The organism is Sulfitobacter sp. M22, assembly GCF_021736025.1.
In the GTDB taxonomy this organism is placed as follows: Bacteria; Pseudomonadota; Alphaproteobacteria; order Rhodobacterales; family Rhodobacteraceae; genus Sulfitobacter; species Sulfitobacter litoralis.
Genome location: NZ_WMEC01000001.1, coordinates 376,225 through 395,319 on the forward strand (window position 1 = coordinate 376,225; position 19,095 = coordinate 395,319).

The following is a 19,095-nucleotide window of genomic DNA, read 5'->3' on the forward strand; positions in this document are numbered from 1 at the left end:
GCTTAAGAAGCGATTAGTTCTTGGATTTGTCGACCATTTTGCCAGCAGAGATCCAAGGCATCATTTCGCGCAGCTTGCCGCCGACGACTTCGATCTGGTGCTCGTCATTGGCGCGACGCGAGGATTTCAGCGTGGGCTGACCAACCGAGTTCTCCAGCATAAAGTCGCGTACGAACTTGCCCGACTGGATATCGCTCAGCACGGCTTTCATGCGGGCTTTGGTCTCGTCGTAGGGCAGGATGCGCGGGCCGGAGACATATTGGCCGTATTCCGCGGTATTCGAGATCGAGTAATCCATGTTGGCGATGCCGCCTTCATAGATCAGGTCCACGATCAGCTTGGTTTCATGCAAGCATTCGAAATACGCCATTTCGGGCTCGTAGCCGGCTTCGACCAGTGTTTCAAAGCCCATGCGGATCAGCTCAACGATGCCGCCGCACAGAACAGCCTGTTCGCCGAACAGGTCGGTTTCGCATTCTTCGCGGAAGTTGGTTTCGATGATGCCGGACCGACCGCCACCGATGGCAGAGCAGTAGGACAGGCCGATTTCCAGCGCTTTGCCGGTGGCATCCGTGTCTACCGCCACGAGGCAAGGCACGCCGCCGCCTTTGGTGTATTCACCGCGCACGGTGTGACCGGGGCCTTTAGGGGCCATCATGATGACGTCGATGCCTTCTTTGGGCTCGATCAGGCCGAAGTGAACGTTCAGGCCGTGGGCGAATGCGATGGCGGCGCCTTCGCGGATGTTGTCGTGAACGTATTTCTTGTAGGTTTCGGCCTGCAATTCGTCGGGCATGGTGAACATGATGACGTCAGCCCAGGCTGCGGCTTCGGCAATCTCCATAACTTTCAGGCCTTCGCCTTCGGCTTTGGCTTTCGACGCGGACCCTTCGCGCAGAGCTACGACGAGGTTTTTCGCACCGGAGTCACGCAGGTTCAGCGCGTGGGCGTGGCCTTGGGAGCCATAGCCGAGGATGGCGACTTTCTTGTCCTTGATCAGGTTTACGTCGCAGTCACGGTCGTAATAAACGCGCATTGGGGCGTCCTTTCGGGTTCGTTAAAATCTGAGGTGACCATATCGAAGCTGACGCGAGATGCCATTGCCGGATTATGAGTTTATTTGGCAAAATGAAGATGGTAATGCGCGTTAAGTTTAAAAAATGGAAAAATCATGCTTGATGACATGGATCGTCGCATTCTACGCCATTGGCAGGCGGATGCGGGGCTGACACCAGCGGAATTGGCGGACCTGACAGGGCTGACGGCGGGCAAGGTATCGCGCCGTATCGTGCGCATGCAGGAGGCAGGTGTCGTGCAAGGGGTGGCGGCTGTCGTGGACTGGGCAGCCTTGGGATATACTGTCGAGGTGTCTTTGCGGATCACGCTGGACAAGACGCAGGGCAACGCCTTTGACCGCTTTCTTGACGAGGCGCGAAAGCTGCCCGAGGTGATCGAGATCCAGACCTTTCTGGGACGGGTGGATGTTCGCTTATCGGTGATTGCGCGGGATATGGCGCATTACCAGCAGATTTACCGCGCGGGTATTCTGACCCTGCCGCATATCGCGGATATCGAGGCGCTTATGCATGTGGCGCGGATCAAGTCAGACGAGGCTTTGCCGCTATGATTTCGCTGGATGAGGTAGACCACCGGCTGATCCGATCGCTTGCACGGGATGCGACCCAAAGTGCGGGGGCCTTGGGCCGCCATCTGGGCCTGTCGCAGCCTGCCACATGGCGGCGGATCAAACGGTTGGAGGAGGCAGGCATTCTGCGCGGCAAGCGGCTGAGATTGAACCGCGAAGCCTTGGGGTTTGGCGTGACCGTCTTTCTTGGCGTCAAGCTTGCCACCAAAGGCCGTGTGAGCCTTGAGGATTTCGAACGCGCGGTCAGCGCCATTCCCGAGGTGCAAACCGTGGAGCACGTCTTGGGGCTTTATGACTATCGCTTGCGGGTCGTCGCGCGTGATCTGGCAGACTTTGAACGGGTTCTGCGACGCAGGATTATGACGTTGCCGGGGGCGGGTGCGGTCGAGGCAAACGTGCTGCTCAGCGAGGAACGACTGACCGGGCCTTTGGGTCTGTGACTTTGCCCCACGAGGAGCTATGTTCGCGCGAAACCATCAGGAGGATATCATGCCCGCTTTGCTAAATTCAGTTGACCCGGAAGGGCTTGAAGAGTTTTCGGTCGTGTTCACCGACCGGTCCTTGAACCATATGAGCGCCGTGTTTCAAGAGGTCATGCGTGACATCAGCACTCTGCTCAAGGACGTATACAACGCCGATGCCGTGGCAGTGATCCCCGGGGGCGGCACCTACGGGATGGAGGCCGTCGCGCGTCAGTTTGCGCGGGGTGCAGATGTGCTGGTCGTGCGCAATGGCTGGTTCTCCTACCGCTGGAGCCAGATTATCGAAAGCGGCGATCTGACCGGCAATGCGACAGTGATGAAAGCGCAGATGCAAGGCAACAGCACGCCGTCGCCGTTCGCGCCATGCCCCATCGACGACGTGGTAAAAGCCATTGAGACCCACAAACCTCAGGTGGTATTTGCGCCGCATGTTGAAACCAGCGCCGGTGTTATCCTGCCGGACGACTACATCAAGCAGATGGCAGAGGCGGCCCATGCCGTTGGCGCGCTCGTAGTGCTCGATTGCATCGCGTCGGGCTGCGCATGGGTGGATATGAAGGCGCTTGGCGTCGATGTGTTGCTTTCTGCACCGCAAAAGGGCTGGAGCGCATCCCCCTCTGCCGGCCTGATTATGATGTCGGACCGTGCGGTTGCGCGAATGGCAGAGACCAAGTCTGACAGTTTTGCGATTGATCTGGGCAAGTGGCACAGCATCATGAGGGCCTATGAAGACGGCGGCCATGCCTATCATGCCACCATGCCGACCGATGCGCTGCGCCTGTTTCGCGATACAATGCTGGAAACCAAATCCTATGGTTTCGACCGGCTGAAGGAGGCACAGTGGCGTCTGGGGGATTCTGTTCGCAAGATGCTGGCCGACAAGGGCGTCGTCTCTGTCGCGGCGGAGGGGTTTGCCGCGCCGGGTGTGGTTGTCAGCTATACCTCGGATCCATCGGTGCAAAATGGCAAGGCCTTTGCCGCCGAAGGGATGCAGATTGCTGCTGGCGTGCCGCTGATGTGTGACGAGCCAGAGAATTTTCAGACGTTCCGGCTGGGGTTGTTCGGACTGGACAAGCTTTACGATGTGGATGCGACGCTCGCGCGTTTGGCTGCTGTGGTTGATAAGGTTCTGTAAATAAAGCTATGTGGCAGGTTATTCTTGCCGCATACCGAGCCCCATCTCCATCAACATGCGCCGGACAGGCGGCAGCGCATAAAGCGCGCTCAACCCTTTGGCACGAGCGTCGCGGGCCAAGGGCGTTTTCGCCTGACTTGCGCGGTTCAACAGATCAATGCCACGCAGGCGCAGCTGGATATCGCCAAAACGGGCCTTGTGGTAGGCGTCCAGCATCGGCTGGCTTCCCAGATCGTCGCGGTATTTTTGGGACAGCTCCAGCAGCGTCGCGATGTCTTGTAGCGACATGTTCAACCCCTGTGCGCCGATGGGGGGCATGACGTGTGCAGCTTCGGCGATCAGGGCAATGCGTTCCCCCGACAGCCGCGCCGCGTGTTGTCTGATGATCGGCCAGATAGCGCGCTGTGATGCTAATGTAAGCGGGCCAAGCACCTGCGCGCTGCGCTCTGTTGCGGCGAGGGAGAAGGCATCGGCGTCTAGCGCCATCCGGGCGAGCGATGCCGCGCCGTCATCCATCCACACCACCGCAGAGCAGGGCAGGCCGTCGCGGTCGGGCAGGGGCACGAGGGTGAAGGGCCCGCCGCTGCGGTGCACTTCGGTTGATACGTTTTCATGAGGGGTCGGGTGTGTGACTGCAAAGGCGAGCGCCTTTTGACCATAGCTTTGGCGGGTTACCTCTATGCCGGCTGCGTCTCGCATCGGACTGTCGCGCCCATCAGCGGCAACCACCAGTTTGGCCGATATCTTAGTGCCATCGTCGAGCCCTACGCGTGCCCCGGTGGTGCGCGTGAATAATGACGTCGTCGCTGTTCCGGGGCGAAAATCGACATTCGGTAGGGCGGTTAAACGCTCTAACAAAGCACGCCGCAGCAGCCAGTTCGGAAAATTCCAGCCAAAGGGTTGATCCGAAATATCAGCAGCATCAAATGCGCGACTGGTCAGCGGTGCGTCGCCATCCCCGCCGGCGTCAATAATGCGCATGACCTGCAAGGGTGCTGCATGATCCGACAGATGCGCCCATATCCCTGCCGCCTCGAGCACGCGGCGGGCTGGCTGCAACATCGCAGTAGAGCGCATATCGGCCCCCTGCGCCGTGCCATCGGTCACTGGGGGCGTCGGGTCGACGCAGACCACATTGAACCCTGCGCTGCCGAAGGCTGCCGCCGCTGTCAAACCGGCAATGCCGCCGCCCGAAATCAAAATGTCACATGTCATGGTCATCAGTTAGTCCGTAATTTTTGCAAGAAAAGCTGAAAGATCATCGGTGTGAAAGTGAATATGCGGCGCGGGCTCTGCTCTTTCTGCGACGTGCACCGTGCCCATCCCCATTTCGTGCGGGGCGATCAGGTTGCGCGGGTCGTCTTCGAACATGAAGGCGGACGATGGGGTCAACGCATCGGTGGCGAATATCAGATCATAGGCGGCGCGTTCGGGTTTGGGTAAATATTGAGCGTGCTCAACGCCATAGACAGCATCAAACAACCCCGACAATCCCCGTGCGGCAATGACCTTCTCGGCGTAGGGGGCTGTCCCGTTGGTATAGATAATCCGACGCCCCGGCAGTGCGGCGATCCGCGCCGCAAGCAGCGGATCAGGTACCAGCGCGTCAAAGGTAATCTCGTGTACCTCATGCAGATACGGGCCAGGATCAAGGTCGTGTTCGCGCATCAGCCCCGCCAAAGTCGTGCCATAGGTGTGCCAGTAGTGCTTGCGCAGATGATCCGCGCGCCGTCGGTCTACGTTCAGCGCGGTCATTACCCAGTCGGTCATGCGCTGTTCGATTTGGTCAAACAGGCGCGCCGACGGCGGATAGAGCGTGTTATCAAGGTCGAACACCCAAGTGTTCACGTGAGAGAAATCGGTATTTTTCATAAGGACTTGCTACGCCGCCTGAGGGTACTGTGCAAGATCACGGGGTTGCGCAATTGGACGCGGGGGCTAAGGTGCCGGAGCCTTTTGAAAGAGAACCCATGACGACGCCACGCTCCGGACCCACTGACGCCTATTCGATGATCTTGGACGCGATTGATGTGGGCACCTATCGACCCGGCGATCGCTTGGTAGAAAGCGAACTGGCCGAACGGTTTGGCGTGTCCCGAACGCCGGTTCGCGAAGCATTACAACGGCTTGAGACGCAATCTTTGCTGGCGCGGGACGGCCGCAGTTTGATCGTTGCATCGCTGGATCACAACCAGATGGCCGAGCTTTACGTTGTGCGCGGAGAGCTGGAGGGGCTCGCCGCGCGGCTTGCAGCGCGTCATGCAACGACTGAAGAAGTCCGCGTGCTGCGTGAAATGGTCGAGGAAGACGATGCATTGCGCGACAACCCGGCCGCGCTGGCACGGGCAAACAGGCGGTTTCACAAACAAATTCATCTGGCGTCCCACAACCGATATCTCGTGCAGCAACTTGATCTGGTGCATCGGTCCATGGCCCTGATGGCGACGTCATCATTGGCGGTGGACGGACGCGGCGCAATTGCACAGGATGAACATGATCGCATTGTGCAGATGATTGAACAGCGCGACGAAGACGGTGCGGACGAAGCCTTGCGGACGCATATCTCGGTCGCGTTTATGACGCGGCTGAAGCAAGAGGCCGCGCAACGCAAGGAGGAGGGTTAAGGGGGGCGAGCCGATCTGGTTTGCATCCCATTGTCGGATTTGTGGCTGACGCCATGTTCGGTTTTGTCCCAATAGAACGGCATGACCACGAATTCATAAAGTGCCTTATAGGCCGCGAATGACCCTAGAATAAAATAGAACGGCAACGTTATTGCCCACGGAATAAGGTGCCGGTGCTGAGACCCGGATACGGCCGTCATTGCGATGGCAATACTAAGAATTTCGGCAAACACGAAAAACCCAAATAGGCTATAGAATGCTTCAGGCCCAAGGGTGGTTTCAACAGGATGTGATGCACCGAAAAGCGGAAGGCAGAAGGTCCAGAGAAATGGGGCGAAGATAAACTGGCAAAATGTCGCGAGGAACAGCGTTTGCACGCCAAGGAAGCGGATGATCCCCACGTCTCGGATCAGTTGGAGCGGCGCGCGGCTGTGTACGACCCATGTGATCAAGAAGCCTTTCAGCCAGCGCGACCGTTGCTTGATCCAGGGCCATGCGCGAAAGTTGGCTTCTTCGTAGGTGACCGTTGGTAACAGGTCGGTTCGGTACCCATGCCGCGCAAGCCGCACCCCGAGGTCGGCGTCTTCGGTGACATTATGGGAATCCCAGCCACATAGCTTTTCCAGGATAGGACGTCGGAAGAAAAGCGTCGTGCCGCCTAACGGGATGATCAGCCCCAGATGCGCGACGCCCGGAAGAATAACGCGCCACCAAGAAGCATATTCCAGCGCGAAACAGCGCGAGATCCAATTGGTCCGCGCGTTGTAATAGTCCAGTACCCCTTGGACGCAGGCGACATTTGGTGGGGCGTGCTCAAAATGTTGTACCACGCGGTCAAGCTGGTCGACTTCGGGCGCATCTTCGGCGTCCCATACGCCGATGATGCTGCCGTTGCAAAAATCCAGTGCATAGTTCAGTGCGCGCGGCTTGGTGCGCAGCTTTCCTGCTTGAGGGACTTCGATCACATCGAACCAAAAAGGCAGCCTGGTGCGCGCAATCGTATCACGGGTCATCTGATCGCCTTCTTCCAACACCAAAACGACTTGAAGCAATGCCTTGGGGTAGGTCAGTTGACCAAGCCGCGCAATCAAAGCGCCCGCAATTTCCTCTTCGTGCAGAAGGGGCACAAGAACGGATACTTTGGGGCGTCTTGCAGGCACTGGCGGCGGGGCGGGATCCGACGCATGTGGGGTGTTCCCCCATAAGCACCGTGCAACGAAAGATGACAGCCGCAGGGTCATGATCATGGCGCTGCAACACAACGCCAAGGCGACAAATGCGGTGAACGTCCATGCCGGTAGCGCTATAAACAGGAGGGCTGCGGCACCGCCTACAGTGCAGGCCCAAAGACGTCGCCCTGGACCGGCAATGCGCCAAGTACGGCAGCTTTGATCCGCAGGGACACGAGTCGCAGCGCGCCTCGCTAAAACAGGTCCATAAAGTGCTGTGATCCGTCGATCAATCTGGGCGGGTTCTGCAAGCACGGGGACAATATCAAGGTCGACATCACCGAAGGCTTCCCCTTCGATCTCGCTCAGCCGATCTGGCCTGCTTGTTGCTAAAAAGAGAGTTTTACCCAAGCATCGCCACGGCACGATCTTGTGCCGTAGACATTCTTCGGCTGTTAGATGGCGCGCGAGGGTTGCTTTGGGCGGGTCGGTGTCAAGATCAACCTGCTGGATCTGATGTTGGAGTACCAGCGCCTTGGTCACCTCGCTGCGCGAGACGAGGCCTTGGGCAACGAGTATATCCCCAAGGGGCGCATCAAGGGTTTGCTGCGCTTCGAGGGCATGAACCAAAGCGGCCTGATCGATCAGGCCGGCGTCAACCAATATCCGGCCCAAGGGCCGATACCGCCCGCGTACACGCGCGGGTTTTGGTGATTTCAGCTCTAGCCCAAGGTTGCTCATCGGTCGAATCCCTTCCTTTCGGAATAATTCGACCGTGGCAGAGTTACCTTAATGCGGCGTTAATTGCGGGTGAAGGAAGCGCCCGCGCCCTTGCAGCTTAGCTGGCCCGTTCCGCCATGGCCGTGGCGAAACGTTCGAATAGATAAAAACTGTCTTGCGGGCCGGGGCTGGCTTCGGGGTGGTGCTGGACGGACCAAACCGGACGCCCCTCCATCCGAATGCCGCAGTTGGATCCGTCAAACAGCGATTGATGCGTTTCCACGATACCGCTTGGCAAGCTTTGCGCATCAACGGCGAACCCGTGGTTCATCGAGGTAATTTCAACTTTCCCCGTATCGATATCTTTGACCGGGTGGTTCGCCCCGTGATGGCCGTGGCTCATCTTGACCGTCTGACCGCCCAACGCGAGCGCTAGCATCTGGTGACCAAGGCAGATGCCGAAAACCGGAAGCTGCGTTTTTTCAAGAACTTCCTTGATCATCGGCACGGCATAAACGCCGGTTGCAGCGGGGTCGCCAGGGCCGTTCGACAGGAAAACGCCATCGGGATTATGAGCCATTACATCTTCATATGTTGCAGATGCGGGCAGGACCGTGACATCACAGCCAGCCGAAGCGAGGCAACGCAGGATGTTGCGTTTGGCACCATAGTCGATCGCAACAACTTTATGTGGCGCATTCTCCTGCTCGGTATAGCCCTCTGGCCAGGCCCAACGCATTTCATTCCAGCGGTAGGATTGCTTACAGCTGACGTCCTTGGCCAGATCCATGCCTTCCAGACCGGCGAACGCGCGGGCAGCTGCGACCAGAGCTTCGACATCAAAGATGCCGTCCGGGTTGTGTGCCAGTGCCGCATGGGGCGCGCCTTGCTGACGGATTGCCCGAGTCAGGCGACGTGTATCAATGCCACCGATGGCGATACGCCCGCGGGACGCCAACCAGTCGGACAGCGGCTGTACGGAGCGCCAGCTGCTTGGGTCCGTAGGCATCCACTTTACGACCATACCCGCCGCTACCGGATCGCCGGTTTCGTCGTCTTCGGGGGTGGTGCCAGTGTTGCCGATATGGGGGAAGGTGAACGTCACGATTTGCCCCGCATAAGACGGGTCGGTCATGATTTCCTGATAGCCGGTCATTGCTGTATTAAAGCAAAGCTCGGCCACGGTTTCGCCCGTTGCGCCAAAGCCCATGCCGTAGAAAAGCGATCCGTCCGCTAGCGCCAGGCAGGCAGTCGGACGAGGTGATGTGGTCGCGGTCATGTGGGGGGCCTCCAGCGGCAGGTATATGGAGTTAAACGGTGGCAACCTAAGGCGGCGTGCTGCCGGGGTCAATAGGGTGTCTAAAATGAAATATGCATATTTAACAATGACTTAGCGGTCCTGTGTGGCATTGCCTGCGCGGCGCAATATGTCTATGTTGCACGGCTTAATTCCCCTTAGGGTCAAAAGGACGATGGTAATGGTACTGCGGACTCGCATCTCGGAAGCACTAAAACAGGCAATGAAGGACAAGGCGGCCAAGCGCCTTTCGACCTTGCGGCTGATCAACGCGGCGATCAAGGACAAAGACATCGCGGCGCGCGCTGATGAAGGCGATACTGGTGTTGGCGACGCAGAAGTGCTCGCGATTTTAGGCAAAATGGCGAAACAACGTATGGAATCGGTACGCGCCTATGAAGAGGGTGGCCGGCTTGACCTAGCCGACCGCGAGCGCGAAGAGATCGGCGTAATCGAAGAGTTCTTGCCGCGCCAACTGACCGAAGAAGAAAGCACTAAAGCGGTGGATGACGCGATCGCCGAAGTGGGCGCGACCTCGATCCGTGACATGGGCAAGGTGATCGGCTTGCTCAAGGGGAAGTACACGGGACAAATGGATTTTGGCGCGGTTGGGCCCAAAGTTAAAGAGCGTCTGAGCTAACGCTCAACGGAGCAATGAACGGTTCAGCTCGTCGTAAAGGGTGATCCGTTCTTCCTCGCTCAGGAATGCGCCTATTTCGACCTCACGTCCCATCCCGCGCAGGGTCACATAATGGGGTACGGGGCCGTCTTTTTCATATTTAGTGACGACGGCCCAATGGCGATTACATTGCCACTCCTTGACGTCCCCTCCGGCTGTGTGATGCGATAAATGGGCGGTGTGGTGGTCGAGTGTAAACACTTCTTCAATCTTTCTGGCCTTATGGTTGCGCTGTAGCGCCCAGTAAATGCCTGCCACGGCGGCCAGAATGAAAGGAAGCAATCCCCATAACAACACCGTCCCCAGGAGGGACAGTACAGGGATCAGAATCAGGATAAAGGTTGTCAGGATAAAACTGGCAAAGCCCTTTGCCGACAGGGATTGATGCGGCCGCAGGGTTAGAATCTGCGTCGGGGCGTTGGGTGGTGATCTCCATTCATAGGGCATTAGGACGTCCATCCGCGGCGCTGGTTGGGAATATCTGGCTTGGCATATAGCGGACAATCAGGGCCAAGCGACACAGCATAGACACGCTTGGCCCCTCAATCGGTTATTCTAGTTCGACCAGCAGATCCTTGGCGTCGATCTGGCCACCTGGGGTGACATGCACCGCTTTGACCACTGCATCACGGTCCGCATGAATCCCGGTTTCCATCTTCATGGCTTCGATGGTGAGCAGCAGGTCACCTGATTTGACCTTTTGCCCCACAGTCGCCCCGACAGAGGCCACAACCCCTGGCATTGGTGCGCCGATGTGATTGACGTTGCCGATCTCGGCCTTCGGTCGCTGGGCCGTCGTCGCTTTGACCAGGCGGTTGGGCACACGCACCACGCGCGGCTGACCGTTCAGCTCGAAAAAGACTTTGACGTCGCCGTCTTCATTGGTCTCGCTCAGCGCTTGCAGGCGGATCTCAAGCGTCTTGCCCGGGTCGATCTCCGCGGTGATTTCTTCGCCGGGCTCCATCCCGTAGAAGAAGGTGCGCGTCGGCAGCACACGGACGGGACCATATGTTCGGTGACGCCCCATGTAATCCAGAAAAACCTTCGGATACATGAGGTACCCCGACAGGTCGTCGTCTTCGACCTGAGCCCCTTCTAGCAGGTCGCGCAGCTCCTTGCGCGTTGCCTCTAGGTCCGTGGGGGGCAGATGGGCACCGGGACGTGCTGTATTAGGTTTTTCGCCCTTTAGAATCTTGTCGGCAATCGCGGCTGGGAACCCGCCGGGGGGTTGGCCCAAATTGCCGCGCATCATATCGATCACACTGTCCGGAAAGGACATTTCCGCCTTGGGGTCTTCGACCTGCATGCGGGTTAACCCTTGGGATACCATCATCAACGCCATATCGCCCACAACTTTGGAAGACGGGGTGACTTTGACAATATCGCCAAACATCTGGTTCACTTCGGCATAGGTTTTGGCAACCTCGGGCCACCTGTCGTCCAGCCCCATTGACGCGGCTTGCGCCTTGAGGTTGGTGAACTGACCACCGGGCATCTCGTGCAAATATACCTCGGAGGAGGGGGCCTGCATGCCTGTCTCAAAGGCTGCATATTCCTTGCGTACATCTTCCCAATAGTTCGAGATTTCGCGCACCGCGTCCATCGACAAACCTGTGTCGCGATCTGTGTGCTTCAGCGCCTCGACAACCGACCCGAGTGTCGCCTGAGAGGTGTTCCCCGATAGCGCATCCATCGCGCAATCTACTGCATCGACACCCGCTTCTGACGCCGCCATGATGGTCGCGATGGCCGTGCCTGCGGTGTCATGGGTATGGAAGTGTATCGGCAGTCCGACCTCGGATTTCAGCGCTTTAATCAACGCTCTGGCGGCATTTGGTTTAAGCACACCGGCCATGTCTTTGAGACCTAAAATATGTGCGCCGGCCGCCTTCAGTTCTTTGCCCATGGCGACATAGTATTTTAAGTCGTATTTGGCGCGGTCCGGGTCGAAAATATCACCAGTATAACAGACCGTACCCTCACAAATCTTGTTGTTCTCGATCACCGAGTCCATCGCGACACGCATATTCTCAACCCAGTTCAGGCTATCAAAAACGCGAAATACATCTACGCCTTCGGTCGCGGCAACGCGGACAAATTCCTGTACCACATTGTCGGGGTAGTTGGTGTAACCAACGCCATTCGATCCCCGCAGCAGCATCTGGGTCATCACGTTGGGCAAGGCCGCGCGCAGGTCGCGCAGGCGTTGCCACGGACATTCCTGCAAAAACCGGTAGGCCACGTCAAAGGTGGCACCACCCCAACATTCCATAGAAAAAAGTCGTGGAAGATTAGCAGCATAGGCCGGGGCAACCTTGATCATATCATGGCTGCGCATCCGCGTGGCGAGCAAAGACTGGTGGCCGTCGCGCATGGTGGTATCGGTGATAAGCAACTGCCGCTGTTGTTCCATCCAGTCGGCGACAGCCTGAGGGCCCTTCTGCTCGAGCAAATTGCGTGTGCCCATCATGGGTTCGGCGCGGGCAGCAGGGGGTTGTGGCGCGCGCACTGCTGCAGCGGGGCGCTCGAACCCTTCTGTCTCGGGGTGCCCGTTCACCGTGATGTCGGCGATATAGGTCAACACTTTTGTCGCCCGGTCGCGTCTCTTTTCAAACGTGAACAGCTCTGGCGTTTGGTCGATAAATTTAGTGTGGTAGCTGTTGTCGAGGAAGGTCGGATGTTTCAGCAGGTTTTCGACAAATGCAATATTCGTAGACACGCCCCTGATGCGGAATTCGCGTAGGGCGCGGTCCATGCGGGCGATCGCCTGCTCTGGCGTTTGCGCTTTGGCGGTGACTTTGACCAACAGGCTGTCGTAATACCGCGTGATAACGCCGCCGGAGTAGGCCGTGCCGCCATCAAGGCGGATGCCCATACCGGTCGCCTCGCGAAAGGCGGTGATGCGACCATAATCAGGGATAAAATTATTTTGCGGGTCTTCCGTGGTGATCCGTGTCTGTAGGGCATGGCCGTTCAGCTGGACATCCGCCTGGGTCGCCTTCCCTGTCGCCTCGGCGATGGTCTTGCCCTCGGCGATCAGGATCTGGGCTTGTACGATGTCGATGCCGGTGACTTCCTCGGTCACGGTGTGTTCAACCTGAACCCTCGGATTTACCTCGATAAAATAGAACTTACCGTCGTCCATATCCATGAGGAATTCGACGGTGCCCGCACATTCATAGTTCACATGAGCGCAGATTTTTCGGCCCAATTCGCAAATCTCGGCACGTTGTTCGTCGCTGAGGTAGGGGGCGGGTGCGCGTTCTACAACCTTTTGGTTGCGGCGCTGAACCGAACAATCTCGTTCAAATAGATGGTAGATTTCGCCGTGGCTGTCGCCAAGAATCTGCACTTCGACGTGGCGCGCCTTGAGGATCATCTTTTCCAGATATCCTTCGCCGTTTCCAAAGGCAGCTTCGGCCTCGCGCCGCCCTTCTAAAACTTTTTCTTTAAGCTCGCTTTCGTTGTCGATGGGGCGCATCCCGCGTCCACCCCCCCCCCAAGATGCCTTGAGCATGAGCGGATAGCCAACTTCTGCAGCCTGTTTCCGCACGAGCTCCATGTCGTCGCCCAATACATCCGTCGCGGGCACGACCGGCACACCGGCTTCCATGGCGACACGGCGCGCACTGGCCTTGTCACCCAAAGCGCGCATCGTTTCAGCCCGAGGACCGATGAAGGTAATGCCATTTTGCGCGCAAGCATCTACAAAATCGGGATTTTCTGACAAGAGCCCATAGCCGGGATGAATCGCATCCGCCCCAGAGGCTTTTGCGACACGAATAATTTCATCAATGCTAAGATAAGCGGCAACGGGCCCTAATCCGGCTCCGATCCGGTAGGCTTCGTCCGCTTTAAATCGGTGCAGCCCCAGCTTATCTTCCTCGGCGAACACCGCGACCGTCTTTTTTCCCATCTCGTTGGCCGCACGCATAATTCGAATGGCGATTTCGCCGCGGTTCGCGATTAGAATTTTCTTAAATTCGGTCATATATAGGCCTTCCTGCTGGCAAGAAATCTTCGTTTTCAAGCATGTAGCGTGATCTGTAACGCTGCGCTGCGGCATTGTTGCGTCTGAATGACGTTACGTGCAAGCAGAAGTTTTTTTGATTTGCTTGGATTTTTTACCCTTTGGAAAGATGTTGGCTGGTACGAAGGGGGAGGTCCAAACGCGGCAACCGATAGAAGGAGGAGCGGACAGGTAAGATACAGATCACATCTTCGCCCTAGAACGCATTCAGCGAAGAATTTGTTAGAATTGCACCAAGAACATTTTGCGAACGCGTCTTTTATTTAGCGGTTTTGCACGATAGATTGGCGGCATGAATGATTTCGACGAAATGGCCGCCTTTGAGGGCGCTTCCTTATCATCGCGCGCTATGGCTGCGCGTCCGCAACCCTATCTAGACGGGTTAAACCCTGCGCAGCGCGCCGCGGTAGAGCAGATGGACGGCCCCGTCTTGATGCTGGCCGGTGCGGGGACGGGCAAGACCAAGGCGTTAACAGCGCGGATCGTGCATCTGATGAATACCGGACGTGCCAGGCCGAATGAAATTCTTGCCGTGACCTTTACCAACAAGGCCGCGCGAGAGATGAAAAACCGCGTCGGACATATGCTGGGGCAAAGTATCGAAGGGATGCCTTGGCTCGGCACTTTTCACGCGATCTGCGTTAAGCTGTTGCGTCGTCATGCTGAATTGGTGGGGCTTAAATCGAATTTTACCATTCTGGATACGGATGACCAGCTGCGCTTGCTCAAGCAGTTGATCAAGGCGGAAGGCATTGATGACAAGCGTTGGCCCGCGCGGCTACTTGCGGGGGTGATTGATGGTTGGAAAAACCGGGCTCTGACACCTGACAAGATTTCTGCGGCCGATGCGGGGGCTTACAACCACCGCGGCTCAGAGCTGTATGCGCAGTATCAGGCACGATTGAAGGACCTGAATGCCTGTGATTTTGGTGATTTGCTATTGCATATGGTCACCATTTTTCAGCAGCACGAAGATGTGTTGGGGCAATACCAGCGCTGGTTCAAATTCATATTGGTGGACGAATATCAGGATACCAACGTCGCCCAGTATATGTGGCTTCGCCTGCTTGCATCCGACCACAAGAATATCTGCTGCGTTGGGGATGACGACCAGTCGATCTATGGCTGGCGTGGGGCCGAAGTGGGTAACATCCTACGGTTCGAAAAGGATTTTCCCGGGGCGCATGTCGTCCGGCTTGAGCAGAATTATCGTTCAACACCGCATATTCTCGCCGCTGCATCAGGCGTGATTGCTGGAAACGAGGGGCGTTTGGGCAAGACGTTGTGGACGGAATCCCGTGAGGGGGAAAAAGTTCGTTTGATCGGACATTGGGATGGTGAGGAAGAGGCGCGCTGGATCGGTGATGAAATCGAAGCATTGCAACGTGGAACCAGAGCGCTGGACCCTTATACGCTGGATGATATGGCAATTCTCGTGCGGGCCTCACACCAGATGCGGGCTTTTGAAGACCGTTTTTTGACCATTGGGCTACCATACCGCGTGATTGGCGGCCCGCGGTTCTATGAGCGGTTAGAGATTCGCGACGCAATGGCTTATTTCCGAGTGGTGACATCACCGGATGACGATCTCGCGTTCGAGAGAATCGTTAATACCCCGAAACGTGGTTTGGGCGACAAGGCGCAGCAGAATATTCAGAAAACAGCGCGGGAGAATGGTGTTAACCTCGTTGAAGGAGCACGCATTCTGTTGGCGAATGGGGGCATCGGTGGGCGCGGCGCGGCGCAGCTGCGCTTGCTTATTGATGGTATTGAACGGTGGTCTGAACTGGCAAGGGGCCCTCGGCTGCAAGTTGTGGTCGAAGATGATAGCGTGATCGACGAGGGCGCGCCGCAGTTTCACAATGAATATGGCCCGCCCGAAGTAAGCCATATCGAACTGGCGCAGATCATATTGGATGAAAGCGGCTATACCGGTTTTTGGCAGAACGACAAAACGCCAGAGGCACCCGGGCGGCTTGAGAACCTGAAAGAGCTGGTTAAGGCGCTGGAGCAGTTCGAGAATCTACAGGGTTTTCTGGAACACGTCAGCCTGATCATGGACAATGAAAGTGACGATGGTGGCGCAAAGGTGTCGATCATGACGTTGCACGCGGCCAAAGGGCTGGAATTTCCGGCTGTTTTTCTGCCCGGTTGGGAAGATGGGCTTTTCCCGTCGCAGCGGTCTATGGATGAATCCGGCCTTAAAGGCTTGGAGGAAGAGCGCCGGCTTGCTTATGTTGGGATCACGCGGGCGGAGCAGCTGTGCACGATTTCATTCGCGGCCAATCGGCGCGTGTTCGGACAGTGGCAAAGCGCCATGCCGTCGCGGTTTATTGATGAACTTCCCGAAGTGCACGTTGATGTGCTGACACCGCCTGGTTTGTATGGCGGCGGGTATGGTGCCGCGATGCCCAAATCGAATCTGCACGAAAAGGCGGCCGAGGCGAATGTTTATAACTCGCCGGGATGGCGCAGGTTGCAGACGCGCAGCCAGGGGCGTGGGACCAGCCAACCCGCCGAGGTCCGCAATATGACAATCGATATGTCTGCCGTTAGCAGCTTTGCCATGGAGGAACGGGTTTTCCACCAAAAGTTTGGCTATGGTAAAGTTATTGGAATCGAAGGGGATAAGCTTGAGATCGCCTTTGACAAGGCGGGCGTCAAAAAGGTCGTTTCGCGCTACCTGAGCACGTCAGACGACGTTCCGTTTTGAACGGAGCGTTGACGCCTTAATGAAATATCAAAGTTTGAATGCAAGAACGGCGGTGCTTTGGGAGGAAAGCACCGCCGTCTTTATCTACGTCCCCAATCCAATCGGGAGGAAAGGGGGAAGGGGACGTTAGTGAAAGCCGCCGGTCTCAGGGAGGAGGAGGAGACCCGAAGCTTTCTACAGGCACACAACAGGGAGGGTGCGTGTGCCCGATCCGGTATCAGTTAAGCAGCGTTGCGCGCTGTTTCCAGTGCGATGCCGCGAATTTGCGAGCGGCCCATGCCCAAGTCGTTCAGCTCGCGGTTTGACAGAGAGCTGAGTTCGTTGAAGGTCGAGCGGTATACCCGGCGTTGTTTGCGGCGAGTCTCAAATGTGGACATCAGCGCGGCAAAACGGTCTGCCAGGGTCGGTGCGGTTGTGGTGTTCAAGTAGGCCATCGGAGTACCTCGTCTTGTTTCGTCTGAGTTCGTTATCATTCGTCTTGTGTTGGTTATGTAGGAAAATGCTGCAGCTGCACAACAGCCAGATCGGCAATGCTGCTATGCAGAAAGTGCATAGGGGAAGGTGACGTAACGTCCTGAACGGGAACAAAAATAACCACAGCGCAAACGCTTGGATCCGGAATTGCGATGATGTGAAAAAAATGGCGACGATACCAGGGAGGAGGAGGGTATCGCCGCCGAAAACAAACACATCCGGGAGGAGGATGGATGGTTTGGTCTTAAACTTGGAGCGCAGTATCTGCGTTCCTGAAGTCTTTTTGACCTATTTGCTGCGCCTGCACAATTATCTAATCGTGCAATGCTGCTATGCAGCGAAAACATGGGGTGAATGCGTAATTATTGGGCGGAAAATGTTCGTTTTGCTTGGGTCCTGTGCGGGATTTGAACGCAGGGTTGCGATTTGGCCAGAAACTGCCATGTCAAAGGCAGTCTCTAAAGGAAAACGCCATGCCACTCTCTAAATCCGATGTTGAAACAGCTCTGGCGCGCGTGAAGTTGCCGGACGGTAAGTCGATACTCGATCACGACCTTATTCGCGCTTTGACTGTTGAGGGCGATGTAGTGCGGTTTGTTATAGAGGCGCCGAATGCGCAGATCGCGGCGCAGATGGCCCCCTTGCGTGACGCGGCGGAGGCGGTCGTGCGCGAGATTGATGGCGTCAGTTCCGTCACGGTTGCTTTGACCGCCCACGGCCCTGCGCCCAAACAGGCGGCACCCAGCCTCAAGATTGGCGGACATCCGAAGGCGCAGGATGGCCCGATGAAGCCGGCCGGCGTGCAGCGTATTCTGGCCATCGGGTCTGGCAAGGGCGGTGTCGGTAAATCCACCGTCAGTTCCAACCTCGCCGTGGCGTTGGCGCGGGCAGGGCGCAAGGTCGGTCTGCTCGATGCCGATATCTATGGTCCCAGCCAGCCGCGGATGATGGGCGTAAACAAGCGCCCAGCGTCGCCGGACGGCAAGACGATCATTCCGCTGCATGCTCACGGGGTAACCTTGATGTCTATCGGCTTTATGATGGAAGAGGGTAAAGCGGTCGTTTGGCGTGGCCCTATGTTGATGGGCGCGCTGCAGCAAATGCTTGGGCAGGTGGAGTGGGGCGAGCTTGACGTGTTGCTCGTCGATTTGCCGCCGGGGACAGGGGATGTGCAACTGACCCTTTGCACTAAATCCGAGCTGTCCGGCGCGATTGTGGTGTCGACACCGCAGGATGTAGCTTTGATTGATGCGCGCAAGGCGATTGATATGTTCAATACCCTAAAGACACCCGTGCTGGGTTTGATTGAAAATATGTCACTGTTTGTCTGTCCTGATTGCGGGTCGCAGCATGAGATTTTTGGCCATGGTGGTGTTGCCGCAGAAGCAGTCAAAATGGATGTACCGCTATTGGGGAGTCTGCCTATCGATCTGGACACGCGCCTCTCGGGCGATAGTGGCACGCCGGTCGCGGCGGGTGATGGTCCGATGGCGCAGGCCTATGCACGTATCGCTGAAGGTTTAATTAAAGGCGGGATGGCTTAGAGCGGCCCACATCTCCCTCTGTCTTAGAGTTTAACGCCGCGCATGTATTTTGTGCGGCGTTTCTGTATCTGACGCGAGCGCCGATAAATCCGAGCTTTGAGAGTGTATGGGAATTGCCATGGGAAATCATGGGAGCCCGCTCAGCTTCTTGTGCTGGATTGGCAAGATGATTCGGCGGAAATTGGCCGCCTGCGGCGCGGAATCCCCAGTTTGCGGAACAAAGCTAAATATTTGGTGTATAAATTGCAGAACAGGTGGCGAACCTGGCCTGTGGATAACTCTGTGGTCAAAAAATGTTGGGAAATTGTGGGAAAATTTGGCGCGTTCATTTTTCGTCAATATATAGTGGTTGCACGCCATAGCTTACCGATATGAGCCAGAAATGCGCCCGATATTCTCCCCACATGTTGTTTTACAACCCTGTGTAAAACCAAATTTAGTGTGTAATTCTCAAAAAACTTATAGACGCCCATTAATTCCCATGGCATCCCTAGTGCATCGGATGAGAACGGGACACGGGGCACCAAACGACCCCAACGACCAAATAAAACTCTAGCAGGTTCATACAGGCACCTCGCTTTCA

The 19,095-nt window shown here is 56.8% G+C and carries 15 protein-coding genes; 7 read left to right on the plus strand and 8 right to left on the minus strand.

Annotation, left to right across the window (positions count from 1 at the left end; all coding sequences use genetic code 11):
• Window positions 1-13: 13 nt before the first annotated feature.
• Window positions 14-1,036: a ketol-acid reductoisomerase gene (gene ilvC / locus GLP52_RS01905; protein ID WP_093732505.1), complete on the minus strand. Its 1,023-nt coding sequence runs from the start codon at window positions 1,034-1,036 to the stop codon at window positions 14-16.
• A gap of 135 nt (window positions 1,037-1,171) precedes the next feature.
• Here ilvC and GLP52_RS01910 point away from each other — a divergent pair, with 135 nt between their 5' ends.
• From GLP52_RS01910 to GLP52_RS01920, 3 genes are read left to right on the plus strand one after another with little or no spacing between them, the layout of a single operon-like run.
• Window positions 1,172-1,627 carry an Lrp/AsnC family transcriptional regulator gene (locus GLP52_RS01910; RefSeq protein ID WP_093732506.1) on the plus strand — a complete coding sequence of 152 codons (456 nt, stop codon included), beginning with the start codon at window positions 1,172-1,174 and terminating at the stop codon, window positions 1,625-1,627.
• Window positions 1,624-2,085, plus strand: a complete 462-nt coding sequence (locus GLP52_RS01915; RefSeq protein ID WP_093732507.1) for an Lrp/AsnC family transcriptional regulator — start codon at window positions 1,624-1,626, stop codon at window positions 2,083-2,085. The genes GLP52_RS01910 and GLP52_RS01915 overlap by 4 nt, the downstream gene beginning before the upstream one ends.
• A 49-nt stretch (window positions 2,086-2,134) precedes the next feature.
• Entirely contained in the window at window positions 2,135-3,262 is a 1,128-nt protein-coding gene (locus tag GLP52_RS01920) for an aminotransferase class V-fold PLP-dependent enzyme (protein ID WP_237271426.1), read from the plus strand.
• An 18-nt stretch (window positions 3,263-3,280) separates the two neighbouring features.
• Here GLP52_RS01920 and GLP52_RS01925 read toward each other — a convergent pair whose 3' ends face one another.
• Window positions 3,281-4,483, minus strand: a complete 1,203-nt coding sequence (locus GLP52_RS01925; RefSeq protein ID WP_237271427.1) for a UbiH/UbiF family hydroxylase — start codon at window positions 4,481-4,483, stop codon at window positions 3,281-3,283.
• Window positions 4,484-4,486: 3 nt separating this feature from the next.
• Window positions 4,487-5,134 carry a pyrimidine 5'-nucleotidase gene (locus tag GLP52_RS01930; protein ID WP_093732509.1) on the minus strand — a complete coding sequence of 216 codons (648 nt, stop codon included), beginning with the start codon at window positions 5,132-5,134 and terminating at the stop codon, window positions 4,487-4,489.
• Window positions 5,135-5,232: 98 nt separating this feature from the next.
• Here GLP52_RS01930 and GLP52_RS01935 point away from each other — a divergent pair, with 98 nt between their 5' ends.
• Window positions 5,233-5,886, plus strand: coding sequence for a GntR family transcriptional regulator (locus tag GLP52_RS01935; RefSeq protein ID WP_093732510.1), 654 nt, complete (start codon window positions 5,233-5,235; stop codon window positions 5,884-5,886).
• On the opposite strand, the gene GLP52_RS01940 is transcribed toward GLP52_RS01935, so the two are convergent.
• Window positions 5,883-7,796 (minus strand): glycosyltransferase family 2 protein, encoded by a 1,914-nt coding sequence (locus tag GLP52_RS01940; protein ID WP_093732511.1) that lies wholly within the window; start codon window positions 7,794-7,796, stop codon window positions 5,883-5,885. The two genes, GLP52_RS01935 and GLP52_RS01940, sit on opposite strands and share 4 nt — an antisense overlap.
• Before the next feature lie 97 nt (window positions 7,797-7,893).
• Window positions 7,894-9,054 carry a glutamine-hydrolyzing carbamoyl-phosphate synthase small subunit gene (gene carA / locus GLP52_RS01945; RefSeq protein WP_093732512.1) on the minus strand — a complete coding sequence of 387 codons (1,161 nt, stop codon included), beginning with the start codon at window positions 9,052-9,054 and terminating at the stop codon, window positions 7,894-7,896.
• Between the two features lie 199 nt (window positions 9,055-9,253).
• Here carA and GLP52_RS01950 point away from each other — a divergent pair, with 199 nt between their 5' ends.
• The gene (locus tag GLP52_RS01950; protein ID WP_093732513.1) at window positions 9,254-9,712 is read left to right on the plus strand and encodes a GatB/YqeY domain-containing protein; all 459 of its coding nucleotides are present in this window, start codon (window positions 9,254-9,256) and stop codon (window positions 9,710-9,712) included.
• Between the two features lie 3 nt (window positions 9,713-9,715).
• Here GLP52_RS01950 and GLP52_RS01955 read toward each other — a convergent pair whose 3' ends face one another.
• A complete protein-coding gene (locus GLP52_RS01955) occupies window positions 9,716-10,198 on the minus strand; it encodes a DUF2244 domain-containing protein (protein ID WP_093732514.1) in 483 nt (160 codons plus the stop codon).
• Between the two features lie 103 nt (window positions 10,199-10,301).
• The gene (locus GLP52_RS01960) at window positions 10,302-13,742 is read right to left on the minus strand and encodes a pyruvate carboxylase (protein WP_237271428.1); all 3,441 of its coding nucleotides are present in this window, start codon (window positions 13,740-13,742) and stop codon (window positions 10,302-10,304) included.
• Between the two features lie 331 nt (window positions 13,743-14,073).
• Here GLP52_RS01960 and GLP52_RS01965 point away from each other — a divergent pair, with 331 nt between their 5' ends.
• A complete protein-coding gene (locus tag GLP52_RS01965) occupies window positions 14,074-16,494 on the plus strand; it encodes an ATP-dependent helicase (RefSeq protein ID WP_093732516.1) in 2,421 nt (806 codons plus the stop codon).
• A 221-nt stretch (window positions 16,495-16,715) separates the two neighbouring features.
• Here GLP52_RS01965 and GLP52_RS01970 read toward each other — a convergent pair whose 3' ends face one another.
• Window positions 16,716-16,928: a DUF1127 domain-containing protein gene (locus GLP52_RS01970; protein WP_093732517.1), complete on the minus strand. Its 213-nt coding sequence runs from the start codon at window positions 16,926-16,928 to the stop codon at window positions 16,716-16,718.
• 513 nt (window positions 16,929-17,441) lie between these two features.
• Here GLP52_RS01970 and GLP52_RS01975 point away from each other — a divergent pair.
• Window positions 17,442-18,512 (plus strand): Mrp/NBP35 family ATP-binding protein, encoded by a 1,071-nt coding sequence (locus GLP52_RS01975; RefSeq protein ID WP_237271429.1) that lies wholly within the window; start codon window positions 17,442-17,444, stop codon window positions 18,510-18,512.
• Window positions 18,513-19,095: the final 583 nt, after the last annotated feature.